Origin of the sequence: Rhodococcus sp. BE178 (assembly GCF_050433545.1) — a bacterium.
GTDB lineage: Bacteria > Actinomycetota > Actinomycetes > Mycobacteriales > Mycobacteriaceae > Prescottella.
Map to the genome: position 1 here is coordinate 177,191 of NZ_JBNPXA010000004.1, position 20,869 is coordinate 198,059.

General features: G+C 64.9%; 17 protein-coding genes and 1 pseudogene. 7 read left to right on the forward strand and 11 right to left on the reverse strand.

Features of this window, described 5'->3' with window-relative positions:
• Positions 1–39 precede the first annotated feature (39 nt).
• From J2X34_RS10110 to J2X34_RS10120, 3 genes are all read left to right on the forward strand, one after another.
• Entirely contained in the window at positions 40–831 is a 792-nt protein-coding gene (locus J2X34_RS10110) for an SDR family NAD(P)-dependent oxidoreductase (RefSeq protein WP_114723166.1), read from the forward strand.
• An 89-nt stretch (positions 832–920) separates the two neighbouring features.
• A complete protein-coding gene (locus J2X34_RS10115) occupies positions 921–1,814 on the forward strand; it encodes a nuclear transport factor 2 family protein (RefSeq protein WP_429516942.1) in 894 nt (297 codons plus the stop codon).
• 69 nt (positions 1,815–1,883) lie between these two features.
• The gene (locus tag J2X34_RS10120) at positions 1,884–2,582 is read left to right on the forward strand and encodes a hypothetical protein (RefSeq protein WP_429516944.1); all 699 of its coding nucleotides are present in this window, start codon (positions 1,884–1,886) and stop codon (positions 2,580–2,582) included.
• A gap of 213 nt (positions 2,583–2,795) precedes the next feature.
• Here the strand turns inward: J2X34_RS10120 and J2X34_RS10125 are convergent, their stop codons facing one another.
• The 4 genes from J2X34_RS10125 to J2X34_RS10140 all read right to left on the reverse strand — a co-directional run bounded on the left by J2X34_RS10125 (position 2,796) and on the right by J2X34_RS10140 (position 8,230).
• Entirely contained in the window at positions 2,796–4,112 is a 1,317-nt protein-coding gene (locus tag J2X34_RS10125) for an MFS transporter (RefSeq protein ID WP_114723169.1), read from the reverse strand.
• 13 nt (positions 4,113–4,125) lie between these two features.
• Positions 4,126–5,016 (reverse strand): alpha/beta fold hydrolase, encoded by an 891-nt coding sequence (locus tag J2X34_RS10130; RefSeq protein WP_429516946.1) that lies wholly within the window; start codon positions 5,014–5,016, stop codon positions 4,126–4,128.
• 100 nt (positions 5,017–5,116) lie between these two features.
• Positions 5,117–6,670, reverse strand: a complete 1,554-nt coding sequence (locus J2X34_RS10135; protein WP_429516948.1) for a long-chain-fatty-acid--CoA ligase — start codon at positions 6,668–6,670, stop codon at positions 5,117–5,119.
• Between the two features lie 564 nt (positions 6,671–7,234).
• Entirely contained in the window at positions 7,235–8,230 is a 996-nt protein-coding gene (locus tag J2X34_RS10140; protein WP_114723172.1) for an AraC family transcriptional regulator, read from the reverse strand.
• 570 nt (positions 8,231–8,800) lie between these two features.
• On the opposite strand from J2X34_RS10140, the gene J2X34_RS10145 reads away from it, so the two are divergent.
• A complete protein-coding gene (locus tag J2X34_RS10145) occupies positions 8,801–9,688 on the forward strand; it encodes a TauD/TfdA dioxygenase family protein (RefSeq protein WP_114723173.1) in 888 nt (295 codons plus the stop codon).
• An 83-nt stretch (positions 9,689–9,771) separates the two neighbouring features.
• Positions 9,772–10,362: a hypothetical protein gene (locus J2X34_RS10150; RefSeq protein WP_114723174.1), complete on the forward strand. Its 591-nt coding sequence runs from the start codon at positions 9,772–9,774 to the stop codon at positions 10,360–10,362.
• A gap of 556 nt (positions 10,363–10,918) precedes the next feature.
• On the opposite strand, the pseudogene J2X34_RS10155 reads toward J2X34_RS10150, so the two are convergent.
• Both J2X34_RS10155 and J2X34_RS10160 read right to left on the reverse strand, forming a co-directional pair.
• Positions 10,919–11,513 (reverse strand): annotated as a pseudogene (locus J2X34_RS10155) (class I SAM-dependent methyltransferase).
• 137 nt (positions 11,514–11,650) lie between these two features.
• On the reverse strand, positions 11,651–12,466 hold the full coding sequence (locus J2X34_RS10160) for a DUF72 domain-containing protein (protein WP_429516951.1): 816 nt from the start codon (positions 12,464–12,466) through the stop codon (positions 11,651–11,653).
• 123 nt (positions 12,467–12,589) lie between these two features.
• Here J2X34_RS10160 and J2X34_RS10165 point away from each other — a divergent pair, with 123 nt between their 5' ends.
• Positions 12,590–13,807 (forward strand): alpha/beta hydrolase, encoded by a 1,218-nt coding sequence (locus J2X34_RS10165; RefSeq protein ID WP_429516953.1) that lies wholly within the window; start codon positions 12,590–12,592, stop codon positions 13,805–13,807.
• 75 nt (positions 13,808–13,882) lie between these two features.
• On the opposite strand, the gene bphC is transcribed toward J2X34_RS10165, so the two are convergent.
• The 4 genes from bphC to J2X34_RS10185 form a co-directional block, all read right to left on the reverse strand.
• Positions 13,883–14,788 (reverse strand): biphenyl-2,3-diol 1,2-dioxygenase, encoded by a 906-nt coding sequence (gene bphC / locus J2X34_RS10170; protein ID WP_114723178.1) that lies wholly within the window; start codon positions 14,786–14,788, stop codon positions 13,883–13,885.
• Positions 14,789–14,828: 40 nt separating this feature from the next.
• Positions 14,829–16,001: a hydroxylase gene (locus tag J2X34_RS10175; RefSeq protein WP_429516955.1), complete on the reverse strand. Its 1,173-nt coding sequence runs from the start codon at positions 15,999–16,001 to the stop codon at positions 14,829–14,831.
• A 412-nt stretch (positions 16,002–16,413) separates the two neighbouring features.
• Positions 16,414–18,114 carry an FAD-binding protein gene (locus J2X34_RS10180; protein WP_114723180.1) on the reverse strand — a complete coding sequence of 567 codons (1,701 nt, stop codon included), beginning with the start codon at positions 18,112–18,114 and terminating at the stop codon, positions 16,414–16,416.
• Positions 18,115–18,124: 10 nt separating this feature from the next.
• A complete protein-coding gene (locus J2X34_RS10185) occupies positions 18,125–18,991 on the reverse strand; it encodes an alpha/beta fold hydrolase (RefSeq protein WP_114723181.1) in 867 nt (288 codons plus the stop codon).
• Positions 18,992–19,239: 248 nt separating this feature from the next.
• Here J2X34_RS10185 and J2X34_RS10190 point away from each other — a divergent pair, with 248 nt between their 5' ends.
• Complete coding sequence (locus J2X34_RS10190; protein WP_114723182.1) at positions 19,240–19,791, forward strand: flavin reductase family protein; 552 nt, start codon at positions 19,240–19,242, stop codon at positions 19,789–19,791.
• Between the two features lie 6 nt (positions 19,792–19,797).
• Here the strand turns inward: J2X34_RS10190 and J2X34_RS10195 are convergent, their stop codons facing one another.
• On the reverse strand, positions 19,798–20,691 hold the full coding sequence (locus J2X34_RS10195; protein WP_114723251.1) for an IclR family transcriptional regulator: 894 nt from the start codon (positions 20,689–20,691) through the stop codon (positions 19,798–19,800).
• Positions 20,692–20,869: the final 178 nt, after the last annotated feature.

Here is a 20,869-nt window from a genome sequence, read left to right on the forward strand (position 1 = left end):
GTCATTCGACGTCATCTCTCTCGACGAAAAGGATCGTTCATGATCGACAAGAACCAGTACGGCCCGTGGGCCGTCATCGCCGGCGGCTCCGAGGGTGTCGGCGCAGGTTTCGCCGACGAGCTCGCGCAGGCCGGCCTGAACCTCGTGCTCATCGCCCGCAAACCGGGCCCGCTCGAGGAGACCGCGGAGAAGGTCCGCTCGCACGGTGTCGAGGTTCGTACCCTCGCGCTGGATCTGCTCGCCGACGACGCGATGGACCAGATCCGCAAGGTCACCGACGACGTCGAGGTGGGCCTGCTGATCTTCAACGCCGGCGCCAACAGCTACGGCCACGAGTTCGTCACCGGCGACCTCGACGGGTTCAACCGGGTGATCAACCTCAACATCACCAAGCAGCTGGAGCTGTCGCACCACTTCGGCGCGAAGATGAAGGACCGCGGTCGCGGCGGCATCATGCTGCTCGGCTCGCTGGCCGGCTACATGGGCTCCGAGCACCAGAGCATCTACGCGTCGTCGAAGGCGTTCAGTCGCGTGTTCGCCGAGAGCCTGTGGCTCGAGCTGGCGCCGTTCAACGTCCACGTCGTGGAGTTCATCCTGGGCGTCACCCGCACTCCCGCGATGATCCGCGCCGGACTCAACTTCGACATCCCCGGCATGCTCGTCCAGGAGCCCGAGGACGCGGCCCGCGAGGGCCTCGAGCACCTCACCGACGGCCCGGTGTGGGTCGCGGGCGGCAACTACGAGGCAGCGCAGAAGCGCAGCGGCTTCCCCCGCGACAAGATGGTCAAGGGTGCGGCCGAGGCGATGCGCAAGCTGCTCAACCGCAAGTAGAAGTTCATCTCGACCGGCTGTGGCTGCGACCGAAAGGTCGCAGCCACAGCTGTATTCGCACCTGCCACCCGAGCCTGGAGGGAACGTCGATGGACCTGGAGTTGCTACTGGCCGAGCGGGAGATCGCCCGCGCCGTCATCCGTTTCGCTCGCGCGATGGACGACCGCGACTGGCCGGTCCTGCACGAGATCATGCTGCCCGACGCGACCGCGGAACTCGGCACCGGAACTCTCCACGGCCCCGGCGGAGTGGAGGCCTCGATCCGCTCGTTCCTCGACGACTGCGGCCCCACCCAGCACCTGCTCGGCAACATGCTCATCGACGTGGACCTCGCAGCCGGCACGGCCACCAGCCGGACCTACGTGACCGACCTGCACCTCGGTGTCGGCGACAAGCAGGGCCTGAGCTTCTCCACCCTCGGCGACTACCACGACGAGTGGCGGCTGACCGACGGCGCGTGGCGAATGAGCCACCGCACCAAGCACATGCGCGGCACCCAGGGCGACATCAGCGTCCTCGGTGCCGGGCCCGGTCACTGGGACGGCGGGCGGTCGCCCGTGGACCCGCGTACCGCGGCCGCGGACATCGAGGCGATCAAGCAGCTCAAGGCCGGCTACTTCCGGCTCATGGACACGAAGGACTGGGACGGTCTGGCCGCGGTCTTCACCCCCGACGCCGAGATCGACATGACCGAAACCGGCGGTGGGATCACCCATTCCGTCGAGGATTACATGCCGTTCCTGCGGGCCAGCATCGAGAACGTCGCGACCGTCCACCACGGCCACACCCCCGAGATCACCCTCACCTCCCCCACCACCGCGACCGGGACGTGGGCGATGGAGGACAGGCTGTGGTGGCCCGACGGCGCCCCGGTGCGCAGCCTCCACGGCTACGGGCACTACGTCGAGGAGTACCGGAAGACGGAGGCGGGCTGGAAGATCGCTGCGATGCGCCTGAGTCGGTTGCGGACCGACACGGCGTAACGCTCGACCGATTTGCCCGATACCGTCTGCACAGGCGACCGGAACTCCGGTGCGCAACGGGGAGGGAACATGTCGAGGCATCGGGTCGCCGTGCTGGGGATCGTCACACTGCTGGGCATCGCCGGATGCGGAACCACGGACGCGACTCCCCCTGCGAGCGGGGCCGATCTGCGGGCAAGTCTGCTGCCCGACGCGTCGGAACTTCCCGCGGGGGCGGTAACCCAACCGCTGCCCGGCGAGGAGGAGATGGTGCTCAACCTCGAGCTCGACGCCCCGAGCACCGGCACCGGGCTGGAAACGACGCCGACGTTCGATCCGCCCGGGTGCGAGGCCGAGAACATCTACTCGGACGGGGCTCGGATCGGGTTGATCGAGAACGGCTCCGCCACCGGCGCGCTTCTCGGGGATGAACGCGCCTACATCATGCTGGTCAGTGAGACCGACCTGGATGTGCAGCGAATAGCGAACTCCCACACTGGAGCCTGCTCGACCTACACGGTCACCTACGACGACCCCCGCGCATCGGCCCGTACAGTGCGTACCGAACGCCTCGACCTCCCGCCGGCTCTCGCGGCGGAGGACGCCGTCGTCCGGTCCGAGGTCACCGACCCCGACAACCCGAACTGGACCGACGACGAAATTCTCCTGGGATACGCGGCCGTCGACGGATACACCGTGATGGTCCTCGGATACCAGGGCAAGGACTCTCGCGCCGAGTTCGACGAAGTGTTCACGCGGGTCGTCGAGAAGGTTCGCCGGCGGTCCTGAGTCCCTTACGTGGAACGCCCACAGCAAGATTCGCGGCTCCATGTATTCCGACATCACCCTTCCAACCGGGGCCTGGCGAGGCGGGGTCGTCCGGCGCCGTGACGCACTGTGCGATCGGCGTGATCAACGCGGACGACCTCGACAGTATCGAACTCTCGCGGCGTCACACTGCGACAGTGCTTGCTATACCAGCAGCTTCGGTGGGCCAGGTGTTCAAGGGATTGACGTGTTCGCCGTCAGTGCAGTGAGCTTGCGCAAGCCTGCCGGGTAGAGACGCTTGCCGGCGACCAGTGCGACGATCGCGCCGAGGTAGACCAGCGGGGAGAGTTGCAGAGCCCCGAGCAGCCCGAGACGATCGGCAAGGACACCGACGACGAATGGCCCCAGTGCCATGCCCAGCAGGTTGTAGGCAACGGCGAGAGTACCCATTGCAGAGGCTCGGACAGAAGAGTGCGTGAGGTTCGCTACCATCGCCGCGGACGGTCCGGACGCCCCGCCGGAGAAGAAGGCGCCGATTCCGATCAGGACCATCTGCGCGGCCCCGGTACCGACGCGAAATCCTATCGTCAAGAATACGAGCGACATTACGCAGAAGGCGATGGCGGCGGTCCACTTGCGGCTCGTGTCGGTACGACCGACCCGGTCAGTGATGATGCCGCAGATCACCATGCCACTGCCCACGAGCAACACGAAGAGTGACGCCATCAGCCCGGCTTCGGCCGGAGCAAGGCCGTAGTAGCGGTTGAAGAAGCTCGGGAGCCAAGACAGCAACACTCCGGCGGTGAACAGATGAAGTCCGCCACCGATGTAGGCGCACAAGACGGCCGGATTGGTAAACAGACTCGACACCGGGGCGCGGTAACCCACCGGCGGCGCAGCAGCGACCGCGGACACGTCATCGGCGGCGTGCTGGGCCAGCTTGTGGTCGGTGATCAGGGCACGGTAGAGCGCGACCAAGATCAGACCGAAGACAGCCATACCAGCGAACGACCAGCGCCAACTCAAGTGGACGGCGATGACACCACCGAATGCGACACCGATCACCGACCCGAACGATCCGCCGGCCAGAAAGGCCCCGCTGAGAGTGGCGTGCAGTCGGGGCGCGAAGACGCTGAGCACGACGGCGATACCGACGCTCGAATAGGCGGCCTCACCGACTCCGACGAGGAAGCGGGCGCCGAGCATCTGTTCGTAACTGGTGGCCAGCGCGCACAACAGGGTGGCGACGCTCCACAGAACAGCCATGAGGATCAGGCTCTTGACTCGACCCCACCGGTCTGCCAGCAAGGACAACGGCAGGGTGAGCAGGCCGACCATTAGCGCCACGACGCTGGAGAGCGAGGCAAGCTGGGAATCAGACAGCGCCCATTCGGTTTTCAAGAACGGGAAGACTGCACTGAGAACCTGTCGGGACATATAGTCCGAGAGCAGCAGTCCGAAGGTCAGGGCGAACACTATCCACGGATACCTGCTCGACCGGGCAACTGGTGTGTCAGCCGGGTCTTCACTGGAAGTGGTGGGTAGCACCATGTGTGCTCCTAATCTAATGACCGGATGCAGTCGAGGGCATGTCCTGGCAAGAATCACCGGCCGCGTCGGACAACGAACTGCCGAGCTGCGCGCGAAGGAACGGCAGCACAATTTCGTTGACCTTCTCGGGCTCATCCAGCCAGGGCCAGTGCCCGGTCCCCGGCACGATTTCGACCCGCGCGCCTGGGAAACTCTGCATCTGCTGGCGGGCGAGATCGGAGGGAACGAACGGATCGTCCTCGCCCCAGACGACTAGGGTGGGAGTAGTCAGGTCGCGCAGCGGGCCTGTCAGCGCCCTCTCGAGCGCAGCAAGATCGAGGGAACGGTACATCTGCAGCACTGCTCGCTTGGTCCCGCTGGGAGCCATGTGGCCCACAATTTGCTCCAGCCACTGATCGGGCAACGCGGGATTCTTGCGGCGAATAATTGATCGGTTGATCCGGGGCCTCAGCATCAGCTGCACCAGTTCGCCCGCAATCGCTGTACGCCACAGGCGCGCAAGACCATGCCAATGCGACTCCCGGTTGATGCCGGTATCGATGAGGGTGATACTCGCGACCTGCTCCGGATGGTTGATTGCCCAGGTCAGGCCCCATGGACCTCCGAAATCGTGTAGGACGAGATGTGCACGCTCGACGCCCAACTGATCGATGATTCCACCAAGATGCGCTGCCTGGGAGGGCACGGTGTAGTCCTGGTCCGCACGCTGCTCTGCATCGCCGAAGCCCGGCATATCGGGCGCAATCACTCGCGCAAAGTCGGCGACCTTCGTCAGTAGTGGGGCCCAGTCGTTGCTTGCCCCTGGATTACCGTGCACGAAGACCACAGCCTCATCGGAGTCGGATCTGTTAGTTACGACCGGTGAGCGAACGTCTCGGACAACGATTTGCAATTCGTCAAGCATGGCTTGCTCCTAAATGGTTTGCTGACCGAACCGGTAGCGATCGGAATGGCGCTGCGACTAGGCGCCCACCGCAGGCCGGCCGGCACGCATTTGTTCGGCTTCAGGCGAGGCTGCGCTTGAGGATCTTTCCGGTGGCGGTCATCGGCAATGACGCGACAAACTCGACCAGACGCGGGTACTTGTAGGCGGCCATCTGCGTCTTGGTCCAGTCGATCAACTGCCCTTCGGAGATTTCGGCATCCTTGTCGAGGATGACGAACGCCTTGACCTCCTCGCCGTGACTTTCGTGCGGTACGCCGACCACTGCCGCCAGGGAGACGGCCTCGTGCGCCATGAGCACTTCCTCGATCTCTCGCGGGTACACGTTGAACCCACCGCGGAGGATCATGTCCTTTGCCCGGTCGACAATGTAGTAGAAGCCGTCCTCGTCGCGGCGGGCGAGATCCCCGCTGCGGAACCAGCCGTCGCACATCACCTCTTCGGTTGCCGCGGGCCGGTTGTAGTATCCCTTCATCACGTTGTGTCCACGAATTGCAATCTCTCCCACTGAATTTGATTCGGCCACAGTGTTCCATTGCTCATCCACCAGGCGGACCTGGACGCCCCATACCGGCGTGCCGATGGACCCGGGTCGCGGATCCCGCTCGGAGTCGCTGAACACCGCCAGCGGTGACGTCTCCGAGAGCCCGTAACCTTCGAGGATCTGAACTCCGAATCGTTCGTTGAACTGCTTGAGAATCTCGACCGGCATCGACGCCCCGCCCGAGATCGCCCTGCGAAGATTCTTGGCGATCCGTTCGACATCGATCCCGTCGTCGAGCGTATCGATGGCCTCGAGCAAACCCCAGTACATGGTCGGTACGCCCGCAAAGACGGTCACGTCCTGTTCGTTCATGATCCGCAGTGCGGACTGAGCGTCGAACCGCGGCAACAAGATCAACGTCGCGGCCATCGAGAACGCCGAATTCATGTTCACGGTCTGACCGAAGGTGTGGAAGAGCGGTAGGGCCGTCAGGTGCGTGTCGTGCCGGCTGGGCCGCGAGTCGAACAGTCGGTTAGCCGTCAGCGCATTCAGCACCATGTTCGAGTGTGTCAGCTCGGCGCCTTTGGGCTGGCCGGTGGTGCCGCTGGTGTACAGGACCACCGCGGTGTCGGTGGCCTCGCACAGCAGACTCTCGAACTCGCTGGGCTGATCCACGAGCGCTTGCGCCAGCTGGGCAATGCCCTCGGCGGTAGGCGCTCGGTCTGCGCCAACGACGAACAGGTGCTCGCAGGTCGGGGCGTCTCCGTAGCCCTCCCGGGCAAACTCGGCAATCGGCAGGTCCGATGTACCCTCGAAGCAAAAGTACGCTTTGGCGTCCGAATCGGCTAAGTGATAGGCGATCTCACGGCCCTTGAGCAGAATATTCAGTGGCACCACGACCGCGCCGGCCTTGAGGATTCCGTAGTAGAGAATCGGAAACCATGGCACGTTCGGGAGAGAAAGTGCCACCTTGTCGCCTGGCCGGATCCCGCTCGAGACGAGAAGGTTGGCTACCTGGTTCGAGACGGCATCCACCTGGGCATAGGTGAACCGCTGTTCGCCCTGGACGAGCGCGTCACGGTCCGGATACCGACGAGCGGAATCCTCCAGGAGCATGGACAGATTGAGCATGTGGCTTCTCTCTCAGTTTCGTGGTGCGGTCGTAGCGAACGCAGTGCGGGATCGGAACATGTTGTGGCGTCCAATAATTCGGCAGAATCAGCAGGCCGCAGAGCCAGCTCATGTATCGCGGCCAGCGGCGGATCTGCGGGTTCACCGTTTCCCCGGGGGCATAACCGCGCCGGTCGACCGAACTAGTCGACCGAGCCTTCACAAGCCCCCACCCGAATTGACCCGATATCGGAAAGCGGAGTCCCGTGAACCCACCGGATCACCGCAGACACCATGTGTTCGACGGCACTTAATGCCGCAGTTATGTTGCACATCACGCTATAGGGACTGCGCCACATTCGATTGACGCTGCGTTACGGCTGGATTGACATACTGTTGCACTGCGTCTGCCGCCAAGCGCTCTCCGCTGATCGGACGCTCCGGGCACCGGCCTAAGCCCCCATCACCCGAGGACCGCCGACCATTCGGACCCCTCGACCGTGAATGTGCAGTGCCCGCCGCGACCGGTGATGCACTCAGTGGTCCCGCGCCGACAGTGCACAGGCCCGACGACCAACACCTGCTCTAAAGTGCAGCCCTCCAGGCCGTTGGACTGGACCCGAACTCGGTTCGAAACCAGCGCGAGAACGCAGATAGTTCGGAAAACCCAAGCAGACCAGCAACATCCGTTAGGGAACGCGTCCGCTGTGTGACATATATCCGAGCCAAATCCACCCGGGTGGTATTGAGGATCTCCGAGAATGATGTGTTCGATCTGGCAAGAAGCCGATGGACCGTGACGCGGTTGACTCCCAGCGTCTTCGCGACATGCTGCAGCGAGCACCGCCCCGTCGGCAGCGTGGTTTCGATCAGTTCACGAATGCGGTCGAGATCGTCGACGGGTCGCGGGCTGGCGATCGTGTCGATATACTCCTTCGCGAACGGCTGAAATGAAGGGTCGAACAGGCTATTGGGGATATCAAGATCGCCAGCGTAGAACCCGAAGCCATTGAAATTCTCGCCAAATCGGATCGAATTTCCCAAGGTACGGCGGTGAAGCGTCAGGGCGTCCGGTGCGTCGTGCGTAAAACAAACGGTTGCCGGTGTCCAACGGCCTCCGGAAACGATCTTGATCAGCCGAAGAAGTGCCCCTACGATCATCTCGGAGAACTGCCGCGAGGCGCTGGCAGGGACTATGTCGAAGTCAAGCCTAACCTTTACGAGGTCATCAGTTTCAGCTATCCGAACGTTGATAGCCTCGCTGCGTAGGTGCTGATAGCGACTGAGCATCATCAGCACACTGCGCATATCCGGTTCGCCCTGCGCGGCTACACTGATCGGGCCCAGATTGGAGAACTTTCGGTTCTCGGCCAGGCGCAATCCGAAACCTTCGAGACCGGTTGCGACCGCAGAGATCTCGAGGAGTCGGGCGGCGGCGTCGATGGCGATCCACTGATTCGGCATGGCCAGGTCGGCTACCTGGAGCCCGACAGACCTGAGCAACGGAAGTGGGTCGACTTCCCGAGAACGAATGAGCTCCAGGTATCCCGTCAGCGTTGCGTTACGGACAAGCCGGGTCATCGAAGCCTCCTTTCGATTGCCTTCGAGCGTCCGTCAGCTTGGCCGGCATCACCCGGCAGATGCCTTTGGCGGTCGGCTCGAGGGCGAGATCCCATTCCAATACTGCTCGGTCGGGATCCACAGCAGCTTCACCATCCTCGACACCGGACCACGCTCGTGCCCCGCTCCTACCCTACATTCGACCGGGCGTATAGCGGCTCCGGCCAACAGGATTGGAAACCCAGATACCCGCCTCCCCGCGGAAGTTGCAGGACAGGCGGGTAGCAATCGTCGCCGCCGCAACGGGTGCGGGAGCGCACGGAAACCGAATCCGATATCCGATGCGCCGGTAGGGCGTTCACGTAGCCCCTCCCCCATCGGTAACCCTGCGGGCGGAGCAATAGCGCGTCAAGCAAGGTGCAACGTGAGGTCAATTTCCTGCCGGGACTGGGCGCTAGAGTTTCGACATCTGACGGTGCGGATCCATGCTTCACCGGACCGCAAATGAAGAGCACCCAACGAGCGAACCTGTCGCCCTCCGGCCGAGCTGGCCGAGTACCCCTCTCCCCCGAAATCAAAGGAGTGACACCCATGCACGCCGTTCAAATCGAGGAGCCATCGCAAGCCGGGAATTCCTTGATCAAGGTGAAGCAACTGACCCGACATATCGGGGCCGAACTGCTCGACATACAGATTCCTGACATCACCCGCGATGATGCCCTCTTCGCCGAGGTGAAGTCGCTTCTCCTGAAGCACAAAGTGCTATTTCTCCGAAACCAGGAAATGACACGCATCCAACACGTGGCCTTCGCCAAGAAGTTCGGACCGCTGGAAGATGGCCACCCAAACACCGACGATGATTCCGGTGTTGTTCTCCTGTATAAGGATACGTCGAGCGAGGGCCACTACGAGAATTCCTACCACAGCGATACGAGTTGGCGGGAGAGCCCCTCAATGGCGTCCGTACTGCGTTGTGTGGAACCGGCTGAAATTGGTGGCGACACCATTTGGGTCAACATGGTCGAGGCATACCGCGAACTTCCGGATCACGTCAAGGATCAGGTCAAATCCTTGCGTGCCCGGCACAGCTTCGAGGCAGTCTTCGGCGCCTCGAAGCCGATAGAAGTACGGCACGAACTGAAAGAGAGCTTCCCCGATGCCGAGCATCCGGTGGTTCGCACGCATCCTGAGACGGGGGAAGAGATCCTCTATGTGAATGTTTTCACGACGCACATTACCAACTTCCACACCCCGGACCGAGTGCGTTACGGCGCCGATTACTCGCCCGGCGCGAGCGATTTGCTCAACCATCTGAAGAGTCGGGCAGCGATCCCCGAGTACCAGGTCCGCTGGACCTGGACGAAGGATTGCGTCGCGATTTGGGACAACCGATCTACGCAGCATTACGCGGTTCAGGACTACTGGCCGGCCGTCCGGAAAATGGAGCGCGCGACGATCGCGGGCGACAGGCCATTCTGAAATATCCCCTACCGACATATGCGCTTCGGGGCTTGCCCTCGAAAAGCCCACGCCCCAATTTCAGATCCTGAAAGGAAACAGTGATGAGTAGATTCGACGTCACCGAGACGAATATCGCGGTCGCGCAGCTGATCGAGCGGACCGTCAACCCGCGGCACCTTTACCTGCTGCATGCTTACAACCGGCACCGCAACCTGGAGGTCGCCGGTCGCTGGGAGGAAATCTTCGCGCCCGACATGATGGTCGAGGAACCCGTCTACAATTTCAACACTTTCGGTCGCACGATCAGGCTCGAGGGCGCCGACGCGATCAAGAGTGTCTACAGCGAATGGGCTGGCACCGGGGAGTGCATCTTTTACGTCGAAGACGAGAAGATCGCTGTCGGCGACAATCTGATCTGTACCGACTTTGTTCTCTACCAGCAGACTCCAGGAGCCGCGCTCGTGGCGGAGGGCATCGATGTCGACCCGCAGGCCACGTACCTGATGAAGAATCGGCAGTACATGAACTGGCCCTACGACGACCAGGGTCGACTCATCGGTGAGGATGTGTGGGAGGTCGACCCATCCACACGCGAGTACATCCGACTCGACCCGTCCGAGGTGCTCACCTGTGCACAGTCGGCACCCCTACTCGAACACTTGATCAAGCCACTTCCGGCGCGCCCCTTCTAGGAAGTTCCTCAGCGGCAAAGGGTTGGTCCAGGAGTTCGCGGTGATTCACCGACAGCCCTGTCCGACCTCGACCGCCACCGCGGCCCGGCGGCGATCTCCTGGTCACCGCTGGGCCGCTCCAGCACAGCCTTATGTACCGCGGAGGTCTGGGTCTAGGCATTCGGTCTCGCCGCCGAAATCGTCGCATCGCAGTCCGCATTCGACATCGGCGGGTTCGGACCCTCTGACTGCGGACTCATACGCCAGCAATCCTCCGTGTTCGCCGACGCTCACGAATCCCTGAACCTGATGCAGCCATCTCAGCTCACCCGAGACGGTTCAACAGTGCAATCGCGTCGAACGTCCAGTCACGACTTGACTTTCGCACACTACGCGTGGCGCTTCTCGGAGTCGATTATCTTTGGCGGTTCCGGCACTAGGTTGCCGCGCTGATGGCGTGCGGCTGACGTTCGGTTGCTGTGTCACGAGGGGGAATGGACATGCGCGAGGTGGAACTATCGGCGGGACCTATCGAGTACGAAGACACCGGTGGCGATGGTCCGGTCCTGATGTTCATTCACGGATTGATCATGGACGGTTCGGTGTGGCGGAACGTTGTCGCCGAACTACGCGACCGGTACCGATGCATCGTTCCCACCTGGCCGTTGGGCGGGCACCGGAAGCAGATGCACCCTGAAGAAGCTGACCGCGGCGATCTCGGATTTCCTGGAAGCAACGCGTACCTGACGCCGCCACAGGACGGTTGGAAGGCCAGGTAGTGGATATCCGAACATGTGTCCCGCACGCGGAACTTTTCTGCCAATACCCGGTAAACGTCGTCGACATTTCGAAGCAGATACCCGGACGTGACGCTATCGAACGCCTCGTCCGGGAACGGCAGGTCGTTGGCGTCGGCAACTTGCCACGAGATGGCATCGCCGATTGCTCTGGTAGCCGCGGCGGCAAGCATGCGCTCCGAGAAGTCTGCAGCGGTGATCGCGGCGTGCGGATACAAGGACCGCGCGGCGAGAGCGATCTCACCAGTGCCGGTGTCGCCCCAAGGTCATCACGCGATTCATCCGGTCGTAGTACAACGCGACGGAATCGAAAGTTTCCTTGACACCGGACTTATCCATCGGACCCCATCTCGTGGGAAGGCTGCGTCCGTACATCCGGATCGCTCGGTTGATTCCACTTCACTGGATTTACTTCGACTCCTGTCAACTTACGACAAGCCGGACACGACGCGCCGATCGCCTGTATCTCGTTCACCGCGCGACAGTGCCCGGATCGGACGTAGCCGTCCCGGTTACCCGAGACGGTCCAACAGTGCCATCGCATCGAACGGCGCGTAGCCCTTCATGTCGTTGTCGAAGTACACGAACGCGTCCCTGCCGTCCTGCTGCCACCCGCGCACCTTCTCGGCCCATCCGTCGAGGGCCTCGTCGGTGTAACCGCTCGCGTACAGCTCGGCGTCGCCGTGCAACCGCGCGTAGGCGAAATCGGCGGTCGTCTCGTCGATCCGCGGGTACTTCCCGGCCGTGTCGGCGAGGACCAGTGCGACGCCGTGCTCTCGGGCGATCGTCACCACCTGGGGCACGGCGAAACTCGCGTGCCGCACCTCGAGCGCGTGCCGGATGGGACGCTCGGCGTCGGTGACGACCAGGACCCGGTCGTCGGGCAGCTTGTCGTCGCGGCGCTCCGCGAGGGCGCAGGCGGCGGTGGTGGTCCGCGGCAGCAGCGCGAGGAACGCGTCGAGCCGGTCGGCGTCGAACTGCATGTTCGGAGGCAGCTGCCACAGGATCGGACCGAGCTTGTCGCGCAGTGCCAGGACCCCCGCCGCGAAGAAGTTGGCCAGCGGGATCTCGACGTCGAGCAGCCTGCGCACGTGCGTGATGTAGCGGCCACCCTTGACCGCGAACACGAAGCCGTCGGGCGTCTCGTCCCGCCACTTCGCGAAGCTGGACGGCTTCTGCAACGCGTAGAACGACCCGTTGATCTCGATCGACGTCAGGTGCGCGGAGGCGTACGCCAACTCCTCGCGATGTACGAGCCCCTCGGGATAGAAGCCACCGCGCCACCCCGGGTACACCCACCCGGAGATGCCCACGCGGACGTCCGCCATGCCGCCGGAGTGTAGACCGGTCGAGCGAGGTCCGACGTCCGGTTCTGCGTAACTCGGGGACGCGTGTCGGTGCGGCGGAGTACCGTCAGATCGCTCTATCCATGACTTCTGGGGGTTTTCTCGATGTGGGGTTCCGATCCGACGTGCGCACCGGCGCGCAGGCTTCGACGCGGGTTGCTCGGCCTGTCGCTCGCCGCACTGGTGGCGCTGCCGCTGGCGGGTGAGGCCGCGGCGGCGCCCGGGAGCAGCGGAAGCACCGGAAGCACCGGAAGCTCCGAGGACTCGGGCAGCGCCGGCAGCCTGGGCAGCGCCAGCAACGCGGGGAGCGCGGCGACCGCCGGCAGCTCGACCGGCAGCGGCGAAAACGGGGGCAGCGTCAGCGCCGGATCGGTCATCCCCGGTCCACTCCAGAACGAACGGCCGCCGCTACCGCCGCTGCGCGACGACATCACCGTCGCCGCCATCGTGGGCGAGGAGCAGAAGACCGAGCAGATGGTCCGCTTCACGGTGGCCTCGCCCGCGCTGCGCCGCGAGGTCGGTGTGGAAGTGCTTCTTCCCAAGGACAACTCGGTGCCGCGACCGTCGATCTACGCGCTCGAGGGTGTCGACGCGGGCGAGGACACCAGCGGGTGGGCCACCATCGGCGGGGCCCCCGCCTTCTTCGCGGACAAGAACGTCAACGTCGTGATGATCAACGGCGGCGTGTCCGGCCTGTACACCGACTGGGACCGGGTCGATTCGGGTGTCGGCCTGCACAAGTGGGAAACGTTCATCACCGAGGAGTTGCCGCCGCTGCTGGACACGCGCCTGCACACCAACGGCGACAAGTCGCTGCTCGGTATCTCGATGGGCTCGCAGGGCGCGATGATGCTCGCGCACCGGAATCCCGGGATGTACCGCGGCATCGCGGTGTTCAGCGGGTGCTACTCGACGACGGACGACCTGGGCCGGGCCAGCGTGCAGGCGACGGTGTCGTCGCGCGGCGGAGACCCGGGCAACCTGTGGGGCGAGGTCGGCGGTCCCGAGTGGGCCGCCCACGACACGGTCCGCAACGCGGAGCAGCTGCGCGGCATGGACATCTACGTCTCGGTGTCGACCGGCATCCCGGGTAAGTACGAGGAACTGGGCTCCCCGGACTTCGTCGACCGGGTGTTCATCGGCGGCCCCATGGAGGCCGTCGCGAACGCCTGCACCCACCGGCTCGACGCCCGGCTCGACAAGCTGAAGATCCCCGCCACCTTCGACTACGAGGCCGTCGGCATCCACGGATGGTCGTACTGGCGGGACCGACTGCCCAAGGCGTGGCCGACGCTGGCGCGCTCACTCGACCTGCCCGCCTGACACCGCACCGTCCAACGACGAACGGGCCCCGCACGGACGAATCCGTGCGGGGCCCGTCCCGTCTCTACCGGACGATCATGCCTTGGGGATGAACGCCTTCAGCGGCTCCGAGGCCGACCAGTCGTGGCCCCAGTAGCTGTCCGCCGTGATTTCCTCGGCGGTGTAGAAGGTCTCGTCGACCGCCATGCCCTCGGTACCGAACTCGAGGTCCCAGCCGCCGGGTGCGCGCACGTAGAACGACACCATCTTGTCGTTCGTGTGGCGACCCAGGGTCGAGGAGATCGTGAAGCCGTTCTTCGCGACACGGTCCAGCGCCTGGCCGACGGCGTCGAGGGTGTCGACCTCCGTCATCAGGTGCACTAGGCCGGGCTCGTCGGTCGGCGGTGCCGGGCACAGCGCCAGGCTGTGGTGGCGCTCGTTGACACCGAGGAAGCGGACGCGCGAGACGCCGTCCGCGAGCCGGATGGCACCGCGCGGGAGGAAGCCGAGCACCTCGGTGTAGAAGGCGTACGACTCCGCGAACTTCGCGGTCGGCAGCACGACGTGGCCGAGGCCCTGCGTGCCGGTGACCCACTTGCCGCCGTGCGGCGTGACGACCGGGCTGTGGTCGAGAACCGGACCGAAGAAGACCTCGATGCGGGTGCCGGCCGGGTCGTCGAACGCGATGACCTTCTCGGCGTCGCGGTAGATGGATTCCTCGTGCGAGAGAACCTCGACCTCGATGCCGGACTTCTCGACAGCTTCCTGGACGCGCTGCAGAGCGAACTCGTCACGCACCTCCCAGCCGACCGCGAGAGCCTTGTCGGATTCGCCCGGCAGGACGGCCAAGCGCGCACGGCGCTCGTCGACCCGCAGGTACAGGCCATCCTCTTCGGGTCCCGTGCCGATTGCCATGCCGAGGCCGTCGACGAGCAGTTCCCGCCAACGAGCGATGTCCTGAGTCTGGATCCTGAGGTAGCCGAGACCCCGAATTTCCGTCATATCAATCCGTCCCTGAGTAAGGAATGCAGGTGGGTTCGAACTAGATCATCGAGCGGTGAATGCCCTGCGGCTCACCACCGAGCTGGGTCAGTGCCGAGGCATGGTTGATCGAGCCGGGCACGTGGATCGCGTGGGTCAGGCCGACGTGCGCGTCACGCCAGAAGCGCTGCAGCGGAAGCGTCACCTTCATCGCACCGCCGCCGGCGCGAGCGAAGATCTCGTCGAGGGCGCTCACGGCACGCCACGCGGCGTTGGTCTGGGTGCGGCGGCCGATCGCACGCTCCTCGAAGGTGACCTCCTGGCCCTTCTCCGTCTTGTCCCAGAAGCGGTCGACGGTCTCGAGGATCGACACGCGCGCAGCGTTGATCTCGTCGGCGGCCTGACCGATGGCGTAGAGGACGTACGGGTCCTCCTTGATCGGGACACCGGTGACCGCGACACGCTCCTTCTGCGCGTTGATGTACAGCGCGAGACCGCCCTGGCACATGCCGATCAGCGACGAGGAGATGCCGAGCGGGAAGATGCACGAGAACGGGAACTTGTACAGCGTCTCGTCACGGCCGGCGTGCTTGGCACCGTTGCCGCTGAGGACGATCTCGGAGTCGATCGTGCGGTACTCGGGGATGAAGGCGTCCTTGACGGTGAAGTCCTTCGAACCGGTGCCACGGAGGCCGACGACGTTCCAGCTGTCGTGGTCGACGGTGTAGTCCGCCTTCGGAACCAGCACGTGCAGGATCTTGCCGGTGGGGACACCCTTCTGGTCACCGACGAGAGCACCGATCATGACCCACTCGCAGTGGTCGTTGCCGGTGGAGAACGACCAGCGGCCGTTCAGGATGTAGCCGCCGTCGACCGGCACCGCGACACCCATGGGGGCGTACGGCGACGCGATCCAGGTGTCGACGTCCTCGCCCCAGACCTCGTGCTGCGCCTTGGGATCGAAGAAAGCCATCTCCCACGGGTGGACACCGACGATGCCGGAGACCCAGCCGGTCGAGCCGTCGACGGCGCCCAGGGCCATCGCCGTCTCGGCGAACTCACGCGGGTGCGCCTCGAGGCCGCCGAACTCCTTCGGCTGCAGCATCCGGATGACGCCGGCGTCGCGCACACGCTTCGCGTTGCCGTCCGACAGGCGCATCAGCTTCTCGCCCTCGATGCCACCCTCGCGGATCTCGTCCGCGAACTGCATGATGTTGTCCAAAACCTGACCCATAGCTATCAGCTCTCTCTCTGCGATCCCACGGCGACGCGGGTCAATTCTTAGCGGCAGACCGACTGCGGTCTAGAGCAATTGGTCTACCTGTCCTCCGGCAAGCTCGGGCGACCGGCCTCGACGAAAATCGCGGTTCGGATGCGCCGTGGCGCTTGGCATGCTCGTCGGCATGCTCGAGGAAGCTGGGGTGAGCACCGGCGCGGCCCATCGTCGGCGACAGACGATCGAGCATCGCGCCCTCCTGGTGCGAGTGGGGACCAACGCTCTTCGACCGCGCTGATCGTGTAGGTGGAACGGTCCCAGGAACGGCGCCTGGAGAACAAAACATCTCCCGCTCAGCGGGACTGGAATTCGGCCACGTCAGAGCCTGTTTCCCAGTCCCGCTGAGTGATCACTCGGGACCCTGTGCGTGCTACTTCGTGTCGGACGCGGCGGTGCGGTCCGAGGCGGTATCGGCGACGTGGTTTGCGGCCACGTAACCGAACACCATCGAGGGGCCGATCGTCGCGCCGGCACCGGCGTACTCGTTGCCCATGACGGACGCGGACGTGTTGCCCGTCGCGTACAGGCCGTCGATGACCGAGCCGTCCTCGCGCAGCACGCGAGCCTCGGCGTCGGTGACCAGACCACCCTTGGTGCCGAGGTCGCCGGCCTCGATGCGGACCGCGTAGAAGGGGCCCTTGACGATCTCGTCCATCGCCGGGTTCTTCATCGTCGGATCGCCGTAGTACTGGTCGTACGCGCTGTCGCCGCGACCGAACTCCTCGTCCTTGCCGGTGCGGGCGTAGCCGTTGAACCGGTCGACGGTCTCGAGCAGGTTCTGCGCCGGGACGCCGATCTTGCCGGCCAGCTCGCTCAGCGAGTTCGCCTTGTGCACGATGCCCTTGTCGTAGAAGCCCTGCGGGAACGGAGCACCGGGCAGCACCTGCGCGAACGGGTACCGCGAACGAGCCTTGCTGTCCATGATGAAGTACGCCGGGACGTGTCCCCCGTCGAGCTGGTCGTGCACGAAGTTCACGTACGGCGACGACTCGTTGGTGAAGCGCTTGCCGTCCTGGTTGACGATGACGGCCGGCGGGATGGACCGCTCGGACACCAGCGGGATCACCGCACCCATCGGGTGCATGACCGACGGCATCCACCACGCGTCGTCCATGAGATCGACGGCGGCACCGAGCTTCTGGCCCGCGAGGATGCCGTCACCGAGGTTCTCGCGTGCACCGGCGCTGATGTTCGGGGCGCCGTGCTCGGGCAGGTACTGCGCGCGCATCTCGTTGTTGTGGTCGAAACCGCCGGTGGCGAGCAGGACACCCTTGCGGGCGCCGATCCGCACCAGCTTGCCCTCGCGCTCCGCGGTGATGCCGACGACGGCACCCTTCGAGTCGACGATGAGTTCCTTCATCGACGTCTGCAGCCACAGCGGGACGCCGGCGTCCTTGAGCGCCATGCGCATACGGGCGACCAGCGCGCGGCCACCGGTCGCCATGTGGCGGCGACGGATGACGTTCGACGACACACGCCACGCCGCGATGAGCGATGCCCGGCGTCCACGCCACGTGCGCTTGACCATCGCCAGGTCGCGGTAGTCCTTCGACGTGATCCACAGGCCGAGCGGGCCCTTGAGGCTGTTGGGACGCTGGTACTTCTCGTCCTCGCCGAGCTTGCGGGTGTCGAACGGCGTGCACTCGGTGGTGCGGCCGAGGGGGCGTCCGCCCTCCTCCTCGGGGTGGTAGTCCGAGTAGCCCTTCACCCAGTAGAACTCGATGTGCGGGCTGCGCTCGAGCAGTTCCATCATCGGCGGGCCGTTGTCGACGTAGGCGTCGAGACGCTCGTCGGACACCTTGCCGTCGGTGACGACGTCGAGGTAGCGACGGACCGACTCACGGGAGTCGCCGGCGCCCTTGCGCACCAGCACGGGCGCGTTGGGGATCCAGATGCCGCCACCGGAGATCGCGGTGGAGCCGCCGTAGGTCTTGCCCTTGTCGATGATCAGGGCCGACATACCGCGATCCGCCGCGGTGATGCCGGCAGCCATGCCACCGCCGCCACTGCCGACGATCAGGAAATCGACGACAGTGTCGAAGCTCTCGGTGCCGGCTTTCTTGTCTGCCATTGGGTTTCGCCTACTTCTCGTCACGCAGAAGGAAGGCCAGGACCGTCGAGACCCAAGCGTCGCGCGCCTCGATCATGGTCCAGTGGCCACAGTTGGGGAACACGTGGAATTCCGCGTTCGGGATGTCGCGCATCGGCAGCAGGCCCATGTCGACCGGGCTCACGCGGTCGTCACGACCCCAGGTGAGCAGGGTGGGGGCCTTGATCTTGCCGAACTGCGCCCAGTAGGGGGTGCCGTCGGCCTGCGCGTTCGCCGCAGCCATCGCCGCGAATGCCTTGGAGCTGTACATGCGGCGGGCGATCTCGAGGGTCTTGGGCTCGGTCGCGAGCGCCCAGCGCTCCTCGATGAGCTGCTCGGTCACGATCGCGGGGTCGTAGACCATGGACTGCAGCCAGCGGATGAGGCTCTCGCGGGTCGGGTTGTCCGTGAACTCCATGAGCAGCTTGATGCCCTCGCCCGGGTTGGACGAGAGGACGTTCTTGCCCATGCCGCCGATCGAGACCAGCTTGTTGACACGCTCGGGCTGGGCGATCGCGATCCGGGTGGCGACGACACCACCCATCGAGTTGCCGATCATGTCGACGGCGCCCAGGCCGAGACCGTCGAGGAAGGTCGGCACTGCGTTGATCGCCTCGACCATCGGGTGGCCGTCGCACGGATCGGACACGCCGAATCCGGGGAACTCGAGCACGTAGCAGTGGAAGTGCTCCGCGAAGTCGGCGAGGACGCCGCGGTAGTTGCGCCAGCCCGTGACTCCCGGACCCGAACCGTGCAGCAGGAGCAGCGGCGGACCGTCGCCGGCCTCGTGGTATCGGAGCACACCCCCATCGGTGTGCAGCTCCCTCAGAGTTCCCTCGTAACTCAACTCAGCAGTCATCGTTGCCTCTGTCCCTCATGTGTCATCCGGGTCACAGCCCATTCGGGTGGCAGGCTGCCAGTCCGCGCCGAGGTGGGCCATATCTCATCCCGATGAGCGAGACCATAAGTTCCCTGTCTGCGCCTGTCAGGGGTGGTTCCGCTGACCGAGACAGCAGTTCAGGGCCACGAACGTGCCGCCATACGCTCGCCAACATCAACTTCGGCGCGCTGGGCGCCGATCGATCACACCGAATCGGAGGTGGCCCCATGCCCACAGAGGTGATTGCACACGAGAGCTCGGTGGGAGCGCCGACTCCGGCCGACATGCGCCGGGTCATGGGCCAGTTCGCGACCGGCGTGACGATCGTGACGGGTCTCGACGACGACGGGCCGGTCGGGTTCGCCTGCCAGTCGTTCGCGTCGGTGTCGCTCGAGCCGCCGCTGATCCTGATCTGCGCGGACCATCGCGGCCGGGCGTGGCCGCGGATCCGTGAGACCGGCCGCTTCTGCGTCAACGTCCTGCACGAGGAGCAGTCCGACCTGTGCTCGCGCTTCGGTTCCAGCCGGGGCCGCAAGTACGAGGATCTCGACTGGGAGCTGTCGCGGTGGAACACGCCGTCGCTACCGGACGTCCTGATGCGCGTCCACGCCGAGGTCGAGAACGTCCACGTCGCCGGCGACCACGACGTCATCGTCGCCCGCGTCCTCGAACTGGACACCGTCTGCGAGGAGCGCCCGATGGTGTTCTTCCGCGGCCAGTTCGGCATCGAGGGCCCCGCGCCGATCGCGATTCCCGATCCCGCGCAGGCGGCGCGCTAGATCCCGCTAGATCCACTGCCCGCTCTGGATGGACAGCAGGCGGTCCATCGCGTCGGCGGACCAGGTGTTCGCGGGCGTCTCGGGTGCACGACGGCCACGCCGGGGCGCGCCGAGTTCGGGGTAGAGCGTGCGCGACACCTCGCGGGCCGCGTCCACCACGAGCGGCGCGACGCGCTCGAGTTGCGCGGTGCGCGCGTCGCCGCACAGCGAGATGCCGGCGACGGGGCCGTCGTGACCGCGGATCGCGACCCCGACACACGCCACGCCGCGAACGGATTCGCCGCGCTCGAAGGCCAGCCCGCGACGCTGCCGGATCCGGTTGAGCTCCTGGTGCAGCGTCGGGATGTCGGTGATCGTGCGGTCGGTGCAGCGGCTCAGGCGCGCCTCGTACAGGCTGTCGACCCGCTCGGGGTCGAGCCACGCGAGCATCGACTTGCCACCGGCGGTCGAGTAGGCGGGACCGCGTCCGCCGACGCGCGACGGCAGCGACGCCGCGAAGCGCCCACCGACCTTGTCGAGGTAGACGCTCTCGCTCCCGTCGAGGACCGCGAGGTGCACGACCATCCCGGTCTGCATGTGCAGTTCGTGCAGCAACGGCGCTGCCGCGGCACGGATCTCGCTGTGGCCGCCGTCGCCGCCGCCGAGTCCGAGTGCCCGCCGACCCAGGCAGTAGCCGAACGAGGCGTGCTCCACCCAGTTCAGCCGAACGAGTTGGTCGAGGATGCGGTGGACCGTCGAGCGCGGCAGCTGCGTACGGCAGGCCACTTCCTCGAGGGTCAAGCGCGATGCGCGGCCGTCGAACGCGTCGAGGATCAGCGTCATCCGTTCGACCATGGACGGCGGCAGATCGCGCCGCGGCGCGGGAGCATCGACCGACTCATGTGAATCGACGACAGTCATCGACACCTCCAAACAACATCCGCGCCCCTGATCAGCGGGGCGAACCGGTGCAAAACTGAAATCAATTCTGTCAGGCTAGCAGGTGCATCCCGCTGGGCGGGACCGATATCGATTGATTATTTGCCCGAAATCGGACATCGACATCATGCCGCCAGACGCCCTGGCAAGCGCGCGGACG